General features: G+C 60.8%; 13 protein-coding genes and 1 tRNA gene. 7 read left to right on the top strand and 7 right to left on the bottom strand.

Annotated features, from left to right (window positions below; translation table 11 throughout):
• The first annotated feature begins 91 nt into the window (after window positions 1-91).
• Genes H6B31_RS03485 through H6B31_RS03475 form a run of 3 tightly spaced genes read left to right on the top strand, consistent with a single transcriptional unit; the run spans window position 92 to window position 3,696 of the window.
• Window positions 92-1,801 (top strand): hypothetical protein, encoded by a 1,710-nt coding sequence (locus H6B31_RS03485; RefSeq protein ID WP_204897226.1) that lies wholly within the window; start codon window positions 92-94, stop codon window positions 1,799-1,801.
• Between the two features lie 20 nt (window positions 1,802-1,821).
• Entirely contained in the window at window positions 1,822-2,397 is a 576-nt protein-coding gene (locus H6B31_RS03480) for a GNAT family N-acetyltransferase (protein ID WP_204897225.1), read from the top strand.
• Between the two features lie 51 nt (window positions 2,398-2,448).
• A complete protein-coding gene (locus tag H6B31_RS03475; RefSeq protein ID WP_204897224.1) occupies window positions 2,449-3,696 on the top strand; it encodes a tetratricopeptide repeat protein in 1,248 nt (415 codons plus the stop codon).
• Window positions 3,697-3,876: 180 nt separating this feature from the next.
• Here the strand turns inward: H6B31_RS03475 and H6B31_RS03470 are convergent.
• Together H6B31_RS03470 and H6B31_RS03465 are read right to left on the bottom strand one after the other, a co-directional pair.
• Window positions 3,877-3,961 (bottom strand) — tRNA-Leu (locus tag H6B31_RS03470).
• An 84-nt stretch (window positions 3,962-4,045) separates the two neighbouring features.
• Window positions 4,046-4,552, bottom strand: a complete 507-nt coding sequence (locus tag H6B31_RS03465; RefSeq protein WP_204897223.1) for a hypothetical protein — start codon at window positions 4,550-4,552, stop codon at window positions 4,046-4,048.
• Window positions 4,553-4,991: 439 nt separating this feature from the next.
• Between H6B31_RS03465 and H6B31_RS03460 the strand changes: the two genes are divergently transcribed.
• The 4 genes from H6B31_RS03460 to H6B31_RS03445 all read left to right on the top strand — a co-directional run bounded on the left by H6B31_RS03460 (window position 4,992) and on the right by H6B31_RS03445 (window position 7,951).
• On the top strand, window positions 4,992-5,204 hold the full coding sequence (locus H6B31_RS03460; RefSeq protein ID WP_087288941.1) for a FeoA family protein: 213 nt from the start codon (window positions 4,992-4,994) through the stop codon (window positions 5,202-5,204).
• Between the two features lie 129 nt (window positions 5,205-5,333).
• Window positions 5,334-7,355, top strand: a complete 2,022-nt coding sequence (gene feoB, locus H6B31_RS03455; protein WP_204897222.1) for a ferrous iron transporter B — start codon at window positions 5,334-5,336, stop codon at window positions 7,353-7,355.
• A gap of 6 nt (window positions 7,356-7,361) precedes the next feature.
• The gene (locus H6B31_RS03450) at window positions 7,362-7,529 is read left to right on the top strand and encodes a FeoB-associated Cys-rich membrane protein (RefSeq protein ID WP_204897221.1); all 168 of its coding nucleotides are present in this window, start codon (window positions 7,362-7,364) and stop codon (window positions 7,527-7,529) included.
• Window positions 7,530-7,600: 71 nt separating this feature from the next.
• On the top strand, window positions 7,601-7,951 hold the full coding sequence (locus H6B31_RS03445) for a heavy-metal-associated domain-containing protein (protein ID WP_204897220.1): 351 nt from the start codon (window positions 7,601-7,603) through the stop codon (window positions 7,949-7,951).
• Window positions 7,952-8,070: 119 nt separating this feature from the next.
• On the opposite strand, the gene trpA is transcribed toward H6B31_RS03445, so the two are convergent.
• Genes trpA through trpD form a run of 5 tightly spaced genes read right to left on the bottom strand, consistent with a single transcriptional unit; the run spans window position 8,071 to window position 12,460 of the window.
• The gene (gene trpA / locus H6B31_RS03440; RefSeq protein WP_204897219.1) at window positions 8,071-8,850 is read right to left on the bottom strand and encodes a tryptophan synthase subunit alpha; all 780 of its coding nucleotides are present in this window, start codon (window positions 8,848-8,850) and stop codon (window positions 8,071-8,073) included.
• Complete coding sequence (gene trpB, locus H6B31_RS03435) at window positions 8,847-10,031, bottom strand: tryptophan synthase subunit beta (RefSeq protein ID WP_204897218.1); 1,185 nt, start codon at window positions 10,029-10,031, stop codon at window positions 8,847-8,849. The genes trpA and trpB overlap by 4 nt, the downstream gene beginning before the upstream one ends.
• Before the next feature lie 4 nt (window positions 10,032-10,035).
• Window positions 10,036-10,641: a phosphoribosylanthranilate isomerase gene (locus H6B31_RS03430; protein WP_204897217.1), complete on the bottom strand. Its 606-nt coding sequence runs from the start codon at window positions 10,639-10,641 to the stop codon at window positions 10,036-10,038.
• Window positions 10,638-11,426 (bottom strand): indole-3-glycerol phosphate synthase TrpC, encoded by a 789-nt coding sequence (gene trpC / locus H6B31_RS03425; RefSeq protein WP_204897216.1) that lies wholly within the window; start codon window positions 11,424-11,426, stop codon window positions 10,638-10,640. Before trpC ends, H6B31_RS03430 begins: the two co-directional genes overlap by 4 nt.
• Window positions 11,423-12,460, bottom strand: a complete 1,038-nt coding sequence (trpD, locus tag H6B31_RS03420; RefSeq protein WP_204897215.1) for an anthranilate phosphoribosyltransferase — start codon at window positions 12,458-12,460, stop codon at window positions 11,423-11,425. The genes trpC and trpD overlap by 4 nt, the downstream gene beginning before the upstream one ends.
• Window positions 12,461-12,462 lie beyond the last annotated feature (2 nt).

Raw genomic sequence — 12,462 nt, 5'->3', positions numbered from 1 at the left:
ATTTTTTGTCTTTTTCGACAGTTGGAGCCGCATCCCTTGTCACACGCCAGAGGGAAACGCTGTCATTTTGGAATATGGAGGGATCAATTTCATGGAACCGAAGGAAACGTCCAAAAAACGCTTTTATCTCAAATGGCCCTGGAATGTCATCGTCTACATACTTCTGGTGGTAGTGCTGCGCATCTTTGCCATCCCCCTGATCCTCCTGATTATGTGGTGGAACAGGAGGCAGCAGCCCGACGGCCCGGAGGAGGGCTACTGCCTCCAGCGCACCCGGGGGCGGCTGACCGGACTGATCCCGGCCGCTCTCTTGGCCGTGGGCGGCGGTCTGGCCATCTGGTTCTTCGCGGTGGCCGAGACCATGCCCTATGAGGCGGAGCGGCTCAAGGAGGAGATCAGCTTCGGCTATTACCTGATCCCCGTGGTCGGGGCCGGAGCGATTCTGGTGGGGCTCTTTCTGGCCTACCGAAGTCTGCGGGACGCCCTGGTTCCAGAGAAAAGTGCCCTGGCCCGGTCCATTCGCAGCCAGCTCCCGTATCCCGAGGAGGCGCCCCCAGTCAAGGAGCTCTTTGCCATGGTGGATCAGGATTTGAAGCAAAACGGCCAGTGGTTCGGCCGGCTGGGAGTTGGCAGGGAATGGGTGTTGGGAGACGAGGTGTCCTCCATCCCCCGCATCCGGGGCGTGTTCAGCCGTGTGGAGCGACACACCCGCCATGCCGGAAAACGCACCCAGGTTACATACCTCTATGAGATCCGGATCGTGGATGACCGCCGGCAGCAGCAGGTCACCTCTCTCAAGTCAAAGCGGGAGGTGGAGGAAGCCATGGACTGCCTGCGCCAGCGTGCCCCCGCCGCAGTCTTTGGGGAATACAACTCCAGGGAGTACGACGACCTGATTTACGCCAAGGAGGAGGAGCAGCAGTACGCCCAGGAGCGCGCCTACCGGAATCGGGCGGCGCAGTTTGAGGAGCAGAACCGCCGGGAGCAGGAGCAGCGGGCTCAGAATCAGGTGCTCACCCTGCCCGACGGCTCGGTGACTTCCCGCATCACCTGGGACACCATCCATCAGCTGCTGCGGCAGCCCGATCAGACCGGAGAGACTGCTCCGTTCCAGCTGGTGCCCGGCGTCCCCTTCCAGGGGCAGGGACGCACCTTCAGCCGTCTGGTCTGCCTGGCCGGCGGCACGGCACAGCCTACCCGCATTCTGATGGAGGAGTATTCTGGTACGCCAAACGTGTCTGGGCAGTACGCCTGGGCCCGGGACCTCTCCGCCGGCGAGGCGGAGACGGTGCTGCGGGGCTGGCTGCGGGGGGAGATCCCCGCTCTGGACTGCTGGACCCACATGGAGCGCTCCGGCCGCACCTGGCAGCCGGTAATGGAGCGTCAAGGCCGGACCACCTCCCCCGCTCCGCCCCAGCCCCATCCGGACTGGCCCTGGACCCTGACCGTGGGTGGGTACGCCGGCAGCACCGCTGATCCATCCTGGCAGGACATTGATGAGGAGCTGCGGGAACTGGTCCCAGACCCGGACAGTTTTTTGATTCTGGAGCAGAAGGACCCTCAGAACCTGGAAAACTACTGGTTTATCCAGTGCGCCGTCGCCAGCCAGGGTCCGGATGCGGGCAAGTACGCGGTGGAGATCAACTGTTCTTCCCCCAATGGTTCCTGCCTGTGGGAGCGGGTGGTGCCGGATGTGCAGGAAGCCGCAAAATACTTCTCCGACGCATACGATCACAGGCCAGTGAATGTCTCTGACTTCCAGGAGGTGCAGAATGGAGCATGTGGAGAAACGCGGAGCTGAGGACCAAAAGGAGATCGGATATGATTCTTGAAACGGAACGATTGATTTTGCGGCCTTTTGCAGAGAGCGACGCAGAGGATGTATACGCATACCTGAGGGAACCGGTTGTGAACTGTTTCGCCAGCATGAGGCTGAATTCGCTTGATGCAGCGAAGGAGGAAATGAAAAAACGCAGCAGCGAAACTGAGTATTATTTTGCAATCACGCTGAAAGACTCGGGCAAAGTGATCGGCGAGATCGACGCATATCCGGAGGCAGGCGAGCCCCATGCAGATGAAACTGCCGTCCGCGACACATTCAGCCCCTGCTGGATGCTGAACGCAGATTATCAAGGGAGGGGCTATGCGTTTGAGGCTGCCCGCGCCTTCTTTGATTATCTGTTCCGCCAAAAGGACGCAAGGCGTATTTATGCCTATGTGGAGGACGATAACCAATCCAGTCAGCTGTTGTGTGAGAAGCTCGGCATGCGCCGGGAGGGCCTGTTTCAGGAATTTGTCTCCTTCGTCAACAACCCTGACGGAACACCCCGCTACGAAAACACATATCAGTACGCCATTCTGAGAAAAGAGTGGCCTGGCTTGACAACGCACAGCTAAAACACATTTCAGTCAATAAACGACTCAAAATCATCACAGGAGGACATGCCCATGGGACGTTTTTTCAGCGACAGGGTGGAGACGGCCCTGAAATACATCTACTATGACTTGGCTGCCGGCCGGGGGCGGGAGGGCTTCCAGCTGCTTCAGCAGGCGGTACAGGAGGGGGACGCGGACGCCTGCTGTCTGCTGGCCCGGTGCCTGTACGGCCCGGAGTACACCTGGCCGGGACACGGCTTCCCCGTGGATGACAGGGCTGGGGACGAGCTCATGCGCCGCTCGGTGCTGGGGGGCAGCGCCATGGGGGCGCTGCTGTCCCTGCGCAGCGGGGTGATGGACCGGCAGCTGGCCCAGGCCATGCCCCTGAGCCTCCAGGAGGCCTTTGACACCGTGCAGGACAAGGCGGAGCATGGGGAGCCTTTTTGCCAGATGCTCATCGGCAACGTGTACTTCTGGGGAGATTTTGCAGCAATCCAGGGGAGGACTCGGGAGGATTTTGACAGCGACGACGCCGTTCAGAGCTATCTGCGGGAGAACTACGCCAAGTGCGAGGACTGGCTGTGGCGTGCCTATCGGAACGGGGTCTCCCTGGCCGGCCTCAACCTGGGCAATTTTTACCGAAACGGGAAACAGGGCCTGATCTCTCCCCGGCCGGAGCAGGAGCGGGAGGTAGAGCGCTATGGGGCGGAAAAGGGCTATCCGGACGCGATGTACTTCTATGGTTACACCCTCATCAATGAAAAAAAGGATGATGAGGGGCTGCCTCTCTACCGGCGCTCGGCGGAGCTGGGGGAGCCCCGGGCCTTTTTCATGGCGGGCTGGTCCTATGAGCTGGGGAGGGGCGTGGAGAAGGACGTCCGGCGGGCTGCCGACTACTACCAGCGTGCCCTGGCCGCCCCCATCCAGTCCAAAATCGGCCCGGCCAACCGGCTGGGGGCCTTCTACTACAACGGCGATGGGGTAGAGCAGGACTATGCCAAGGCCTTCCAGCTGCTCAAGTGGGCCTATGACCAGGACACCAGCAGCAACTGGGGAGCCTACTACCTGGGGGCCTGCTGCGCCCACGGCCGGGGGACCCAGCAGGACTATGTTCAGGCCCGAAAGTTTTTGGAGATGGTGGACTGGGACAGCAGAAACGCTTTTTACCTTCTGGGATATCTCTACGCCCGGGGGCTGGGCGGCCCGGAGGACATTCCAAAGGGCGTGGAGTACCTCCAGAAGGCCGGCGACCATGCCGAGGCCAAGGAGGAGCTGCGGCGCTATAAAAAGACCTTCTTCGGCAAGTGGGTGCGGCGGTGAGTTCTCCCAGGCAGGCAGAACCGCACAGGAGCGAGAAACAGAACCATTCAATGGCCCTTCTGGGCCGCGGCGCAGGGGCGGCTTTGCCGCCCCGAGCATTGAAATCCCGGAGGGTGGAGGCCGCCTCCGGCGGCCGGAACCCAAAAAGAAAGACATGACCTTTGGTCATGTCTTTCTTTTTGGTGCGCCTGAAGGGACTCGAACCCACACGCATCGCTGCACGAGAACCTAAATCTCGCATGTCTACCAATTCCATCACAGGCGCATATAAAATTTTTCCGTTATACTTTATTTGCATATGGCATCGAGGTGCCGATTCCTCTTTATCTACATTCTTCCCAATAAGGAATCATCTTGTTTGCCACAAGACAAAATCAATCTTCTTCACATCTGTAATATCTACATCAGGGAAATTAGCATCAAATACTGCAATTTTGGATTGCGCCTCACAAGTTCGATACCAATCACAGATTTTCTGATAAGTGTCAAGGACTTTCTGAAAACGAAATTTACAAGAATAATACGGGGCTTTCAAACCAAGGTTGGAAAGCACATACTTGTCCCATACCGGCATCTCCGGACGGACAGTTGCCAATAACTTGCTGGAAAAGGAGGCGTGAATACAACCTGTTTTTTGAAATAAATACGTCAGAACTTGTTCATATGTAAGTGCAGTGTCAAACTTATGCTCTTCTAAAAAGCGATAGAAACAACTATAAAATTCTTTGGAACGTTGGCGCATCCTATAATATCCATTAAACAAACGCTGAAATTCCCGATCTTTAGATACATCCGTCTGACATAGACGAGACATAATAGAACAATACTTCTGAATGCCTATTCTTATTTTTTCCATAGATGTATCCATAAAGACCCAACTTTCACCGAGGTGACAGCACCTAAATCTCGCATGTCTACCAATTCCATCACAGGCGCATATTTCATTTGAACATGGAGCGCTGACAGGTCCACACCCGTGCGGCGGCCGCCGCTCATTTCGTATAGCATACACAAAAGTAGGAAAAAAGTCAAGGGCGGCCTCCTCCCCTTCTCTGCTTCCAGGCTTTCCCCCGATGACCGGCAGGAGGCCGCCGGCGTCCCGCTGCGCTTCTCCCCCCTTCCAGACGGTGCGATGTGTAAAAAGATTGAAATTAGGGTTGACAAACCACAGAGCAGGACGTATAATCTTCCATGAAGTTAGCGAGAGCTAATTTTCTTTTCACCGACAAGTTAGCACTTGGTAATCAAAATGCCGGTCGCTTGGCTTGATCAAATCGTGAACGGTGGTATCAGGCATGAAGTTAACAGATGCAGTAGAGGGTCAGGAATACGTCATCCGCCAAATCGACACCGACGATGAGGAGATGAACGCTTTTTTGTTCTCTCTGGGCTGCTACAGCGGTGAGAAAATCACAGTGATTTCTCACATTAAGGGAGGCTGTATTGTCGCCATCAAGGACGCGAGGTACAACTTTGACCAGCAACTGGCCGACGCGATCATCGTCTAAGCAGCAGGGCAGCTTCGCGCTGCCCTTTTCCCGGCGCATCAGTTAGCAAGAGCTAATTTATCGAAATCGGATGGGTGCATCCGAGAGGGAGTCAAATCAGCAAAACATCCATCAAGGGAGGAATCTTACATGAGAATTGCTCTGACCGGCAATCCAAACTCCGGTAAGACCACCATGTACAACGCCCTCACCGGCCGGAATGAACGGGTCGGCAACTGGGCGGGCGTCACGGTGGAGAAAAAGGAACACCCCATCAAGAAGGCCTACTACGGCGGCGAGGAGCAGCTCATCGCCGTGGACCTGCCCGGCGCCTACTCTATGTCCCCCTTCACCAGCGAGGAGAGCATCACCAGCTCCTATGTGAAGAAGGAACATCCGGATGTGATCATCAACATCGTGGACGCCACTAACCTGAGCCGCAGCCTGTTTTTCACCACCCAGCTGCTGGAGTTGGGCATCCCCGTGGTGGTGGCGCTGAACAAGAGCGACATCAACGAGAAAAAGGAGACCAAAATCGACGTGGAGGCCCTGTCCGCCAAGCTGGGCTGCCCGGTGATCCAGACGGTCTCCACCTCCAACGAGGGGCTGAAAGCTGTGGTGGAGGCCGCGGCGGCCCAGGCGGGCCGGCTGCAGGAGGCCCCCTACCGGGAGGGTGACATCGACCTGACGGACAAGAAGGTTGTGGAGACCGCCGACCGGAAGCGCTTTGATTTCGTCAACGGGATTGTGGCCCAGGTGGAAAAGCGAAAGGTGTTCACCAAGGACAAGAACAGCGGCGACTCCATCGACACCGTTCTCACCAAGCCCTGGCTGGGCATCCCCATCTTCGCCGTGGTCATGTTCCTGGTGTTCCAGATCTCCCAGGTGTGGGTAGGCCCCTACATTGCCGACGCTCTGGTAGCCCAGATCGAAAATTTCCAGGGCTGGGTGGGCGAGCTGGTGGCCGACGCCAACCCGCTGCTGTCCGCCCTGCTGGTAGACGGCATCATCGGCGGCGTGGGCGCCGTGGTAGGCTTCCTGCCCCTGGTCATGGTCATGTACTTCCTCATCGCCCTGCTGGAGGACTGCGGCTACATGTCCCGTGTGGCTGTGGTGCTGGACCCCATCTTTAAAAAGGTGGGTCTGTCCGGCAAGTCGGTGATCCCCTTTGTCATCGGCATCGGCTGCGGCATCCCCGGCGTCATGGCCTGCCGCACCATCCGCAATGAGCGGGAGCGCCGGGCCACCGCCATGCTGACCACCTTCATGCCCTGCGGCGCCAAGATCCCCGTCATCACCCTGATCGCCGGCGCGTTCTTCGACAACGCAGGCTGGGTCAGCTTCCTGATGTATGTCACCGGCATCGTCCTGATCTTCCTGGGTGCTCTGCTGGTGAATGTGGTCACCGGCTACAAGGTCCGCAAGTCCTTCTTCATCATCGAGCTGCCCGAGTACAAACTCCCCTCCCTGTGGTTCGCCTTCAAGTCCATGTGCAGCCGGGGCTGGGCCTATATCGTGAAGGCCGCCACCATCATTCTGCTGTGCAACACCGTGGTGCAGATCATGCAGACCTTCGACTGGAGCTTCCAGGTGGCTGAGACGGCCGACTCCTCCATTCTGGCCTCCATCGCCGCCCCCTTCGCCGTCCTGCTGGTGCCCATTGTGGGCGTGCTCAGCTGGCAGCTGGCCGCCGCCGCCGTCACCGGCTTCATCGCCAAAGAGAACGTGGTGGGCACCCTGGCCGTGTGTTTTGTGGGCCTTGAGAATTTCATTGACACCGACGAACTGGCCATGATGGAGGGAGCCGGTGCGGATGTAGCCGGCATCATCGCCATTACCAAGGTGGCCGCCCTGGCCTACCTCATGTTCAACCTGTATACGCCCCCCTGCTTCGCCGCCATCGGCGCCATGAATTCGGAGATGAAGAGCGGCAAATGGCTGCTGGGCGGCATCGGGCTACAGCTGTGCACCGGCTACACCGTGGCCTATCTGGTGTACACCATCGGCACGCTGATCACCGCTCCCGACCTGCTGAATGTCAGCGCCGCCATCGGCGGCCTCATCGGCATCATCGTCATGATCTCCGTTGTCGTCACACTGGCCCGCCGTGCTAACCGGCACATCCAGGAGGAGTACCGCCTGGACGCCCCTAACACGGCCGCCACTCGGTAAACCGTCATGATTGATTTCATCGTTGCGGCCATTGTCCTGGCCATTCTTGGAGGCATCCTCCTCTACCTCTATCGGGCAAAAAAGCGGGGCGAGACCTGCATCGGCTGCCCCTATGCCAAGCAGTGCGGAGGCGGAGCCTGCGGCGGACACAGCCGCCAAGCAAAAAAACACTGAGACTGTACCGGAACGGGGATGCGCGCCTTTGGGCCGCATCCCCCTCCGCACAGGGAGGAGTCTGATCCACCATGGAAAACGTCATTCTGATTGTCCTCCTGACGGCCGCCGTCGCCGTGGGGATCTGGTACACCATACGCCACTTCAAGGGAGAAGGCGGCTGCTGCGGCGGGGGAAGCTACCGGCCGCGGAAGAAAAAACTGTCCCATGTGACGGGAGAGAAAACCTTCCGGGTGGAGGGGATGCACTGCGAGCACTGCAAGGTGCGGGTGGAGGAGGCCGTCAACGACATCCACGGCGCGGCGGGCCGTGCCGACTGGAAAAGGGGCCTTCTGACAGTCCTCTACTCCCAGCCGGTGGACGACGGGCAGATCAAACAGCGGGTGGAAAAGGCCGGTTACCGGATCACCGGGGTTCTGTGACCTCCGAAGACCAGCTTCCGCCCTCCCTGCCGCCGTCCACAAAGGGCAGTTGACGTTATCTTAACAGAAAAGCCCCTGGAACGGTTCACACGAACCGTTCCAGGGGCTTTCAGCTTCGCTCAGGGACGGGAGAGGGCGGCCTTCATGTCCGCTACATAGTCCCGGATATGGGGAACCGCCTCCCGGCCATACTGCTGGGCCAGCGTAACGATGGCGGAACCCACAATCACTCCGTCGGCCGTATGGGCCAGGGCGGCCGCCTGGTCCGGAGTGGAGACGCCGAAGCCTACGGCACAGGGGAGGTCCGGGTTGGCCTCCTTGGCCAGGCGGACCATCCGTCCCACATCAGTGGTGATCTCCCCCCGCACGCCGGTCACCCCCATGGAAGAGACGCAGTAGAGGAACCCCTCCGCCTCCCGGGCAATCATAGCGATGCGTCCCTCTGAGGTGGGCGCAATGAGGGAGATGAAATCCAGGCCGTATTTCCGGCACACCGGGGCGAACTCTCCCTTCTCCTCGTAGGGCACGTCTGGGAGAATGAGTCCGTCCATGCCGGCCTCCGCCGCCGTGGAAACAAACCGCTCCGTGCCGTAGGAGAACACCACGTTGGCGTAGGTCATGAACACCATGGGGGTGGTCACATCCTTCCGCAGGCGGCGGACCATTTCAAAGATCTTGTCGGTGGTGGTCCCGGAGGCCAGTGCCCGCTGGTTGGCGGCCTGAATCACCGGCCCCTCGGCGGTGGGATCGGAGAAGGGGATGCCCAGCTCGATCAGGTCGGCCCCCGCCGCTGCCATGGCCCGGACAGCCGCCTCGGTGGTCTCCAGGTCCGGGTCCCCGCAGGTGTGAAAGGGAATAAACGCCTTCCCGTGGGAAAACGCGTCTGTGATACGGCTCATTCGGAAATCTCCTCCCCTCTGTACCGGGCGATGGCGGCGCAGTCCTTGTCCCCCCGGCCGGAAATGTTGATGACGATGATCTTGTCCTTTCCCATGGCAGGGGCCAGCTTCACGGCGTGGGCCACCGCGTGGGCCGACTCGATGGCGGGGATAATCCCCTCGGTGCGGCTCAGGTACTCAAAGGCGCTGACCGCCTCCTCGTCGGTGACCGCCACATACTCCGCCCGCCCCGTGTCGTGGAGCATGGCGTGCTCCGGGCCGATGCCCGGGTAGTCCAGACCGGCGGAGATGGAGTACACCGGAGCGATCTGGCCGAACTCATCCTGGCAGAAGTAGGACTTCATGCCGTGGAAGATACCCAGTTTTCCCGTGGCGATGGTGGCGGCGGTGTCCGGGGTGTCCACCCCCCGGCCCGCGGCCTCGCAGCCGATGAGCCGCACAGAGGGGGCCTCAATGAAGTGGTAGAAGGCCCCGATGGCGTTGGAGCCGCCCCCCACGCAGGCCAGCACCGCGTCGGGGAGCTTTCCCTCCTTCTCCTGGAGCTGCTCCTTGATCTCCTTAGAGATCACCGCCTGGAAGTCCCGGACCATGGTGGGGAAGGGGTGGGGCCCCATGACGGAGCCCAGGCAGTAGTGGGTGTCCGCGATGCGGGTGGTCCACTCCCGGAAGGCGGCGGAGCAGGCGTCCTTCAAGGTGGCGGTGCCCGAGGTCACCGGTACCACCGTGGCCCCCAGCAGCCGCATTTTGTATACATTCAGGGCCTGGCGGCGGGTGTCCTCCTCCCCCATGAACACCACGCACTCCATACCGAAGAGGGCCGCCGCCGTGGCGGTGGCCACTCCGTGCTGCCCCGCGCCCGTCTCGGCGATGAGGCGGGTCTTGCCCATCTTCTTGGCCAGCAGGGCCTGACCCAGCACGTTGTTGATCTTGTGGGCCCCGGTGTGGTTCAGGTCCTCCCGCTTCAGGTAGATCTTCGCGCCCCCCAGGTCCTCGGTCATGCGCCGGGCATAGTAGAGCCGGGAGGGCCGCCCGGCATATTCATTCAGCAGCTCCGTGAGCTCCGCCTGGAACTCCGGGTCGTCTTTGTAGTGGTTGTAGGCCTCCTCCAGCTCGTTGACCGCGTTCATCAGGGTTTCGGGGATGTACTGACCGCCGTGGATGCCAAATCGTCCCTTGGACATGTGCTCATTCCTCTCTTGCGGCGGCCACCGCCGCCTGTATTTTTGCAAAATTCTTAAAACCGTCCGTCTCCACCCCGCTGGACAGGTCCACCCCATAGGGGTGCAGGGTGCGGATGGCCGTGGGTAAATTCTCCGGGTCCAGCCCTCCCGCCAGCAGGTAGGGCCGGGGAAAGTGTCTCAGCAGGGACCAGTCGAAGGCTCTCCCGGTGCCCTGGCCGCTGTCCAATAAAATCCGGTCCGCCGGGAAGGCGATGGCCCGCTCCAGATCGGCGGGTTCGTGGACCTGAAAGGCCTTCCAGATCTCCTTTCCCGGGGCCGCCGCCCGCAGGGCGGCTGTGTAATCCTCGTCCTCGCCGCCGTGGAGCTGTGCTATGGAGATGATACCACGATTCAGCAGATCTGTCACTACCTCCACCGGCTGGTCCACAAATACCCCTACGGGGACCACCGACGGGTCCAGCTCCCGCCGCAGGGCCCGGAGCTGGTCTGGGGTGACGCTGCGGCGGCTCTTGGGAAAGTTCACCACAAAGCCGCACCAGTCGGGCTTGGCCTGATTGACATAGGCCACGTCCTGGGGGCGGCTCAGGCCGCAGATCTTGATGCGGGTCATCTGGCCGCCTCCCGGAAGGCTGCCAGCATGGCCCCCTTGTCTTTCGAGCGCATGAGGGCCTCTCCGATGAGCACCCCGTCCGCCCCCATGGAGCGCACCGCCGATATGTCCTCGGGCCGATGGACGCCGCTCTCCGCCACATACAGCACCCCGGGAGGAATCTGGTCCCGCAGCCGGGCGGCGTTGTCAAAGTTCACCGAGAAGTCCTTTAAATTCCGATTGTTCACCCCGATAATCTCCGCTCCGGCGGACACGGCGGAGGCAACCTCCTTCTCGTCGTGGGCCTCTACCAGGGCGGACAGGCCCAAGTCGTGGCAGATGGTCAGATACCGCTCCAGAGTTTTCGTGTCCAGCAGGGCGCAGATGAGCAGCACACAGTCCGCCCCCATGAGTCTCGCCTGGTAAAGCTGGTAGGGGTCCACCGTGAAGTCCTTGCGGAGCATGGGGGTGTCCACCGCCCCCCGAATCTCCCGAAAAATCTGGTCGGAGCCCAAAAACCACTTGGGCTCTGTCAGGCAGGAGATGGCGTCCGCCCCGGCGCGTTCATAGTCCCTTGCAATGTCCAGATAGGGAAATTCTTTCGCGATGACCCCCTTGGAGGGGGAGGCCTTCTTTACCTCGCAGATAAACGAGAGCTCCGGCTTTTCCAGGGCAGCCCGAAAGCGCTCTCCTCTCCCCCGCCCCAGGGCGCGGCACTGGGCCTGGAGCACGTCCAGGCTGTTCTCCGCCTGGTCCGCCGCCACCCGCTCCCGGGCGTGGTCGGCCAGCTGGTCTAAAATGGTCATGTCTGAGCCTCCTCGGGGAGATTGCTCACGGCGATGAGATTCTCCAGCGTCTCCAGTGCCCTGCCGGAGTCGATGAGCTCCCCGGCAAGGGCCACGCCGTCCTGCATGGCGTCCGCCTTGCCCCCGATGTACAGGGAGGCCCCGGCATTGAGGAGCACCGCGTCCCGTTTGGGCCCCCGCTCCGTGCCGGAGAGAATGGCCCGGACAATCTGGGCGTTCTCCGCCGGGGTGCCCCCCCGCAGCTCCTCCCGGGTACAGCGTTTCAGGCCGAAGTCCTCGGGGGCGATGGTATAGGCCCTGAACCAGCCGTCCTTGATCTCACACACGGAGGTGGGGGCACTCATGGAGATCTCGTCCAGCTTATCCTGGCCGTAGACCACCATGCCCCGCCGGACCCCCAGGTTGATGAGCACCTGGGCCAGGGGAGCCACCAGGTAGTCGTCGTACACCCCCAGCAGCTGCATGGAGGGTTTCCCTGGGTTGGTGAGGGGACCCAGGATGTTGAATACGGTGCGGAAGCCCAGCTCCTTGCGGATGGCCCCCACGTACTTCATGGAGGTGTGGTACTTCTGGGCGAAGAAGAAGCACATGCCCACTTCCTTCAGCAGCTGGATGCACCGCTGGGGGCTCTGCTGGATGTTCACCCCCAGGGCCTCCAGACAGTCCGCCGTGCCGCACTGGGAGGAGGCCGCCCGGTTGCCGTGCTTGGCCACCTTCACTCCTCCCGCCGCGGCAACCAGTCCGGAGGTGGTGGAGATGTTGAAGCTGTGGGCGTTGTCCCCGCCGGTGCCCACGATCTCGAAGACCTCCATGCCCGTGTCCACCTGGACGGCGTGGGCGCGCATGGCGGCGGCACAGCCGGCGATCTCGTCGGTGGTCTCCGCCCGGGCGCTCTTGGTGGACAGGGCGGCCAGGAAGGCGGCGTTCTGGGTGGGGGAGGTCTGGCCGCTCATGATCTCGTTCATCACGGTATAGGCCTCGTCGTAGGTCAGGTCCTCCTTGCTGACGATCTTTACAATGGCTTCCTTAATCATGA

The organism is Pseudoflavonifractor capillosus, assembly GCF_016899775.1.
GTDB lineage: Bacteria > Bacillota > Clostridia > Oscillospirales > Oscillospiraceae > Lawsonibacter.
This window is presented reverse-complemented; position numbering and strand designations above follow the sequence as displayed.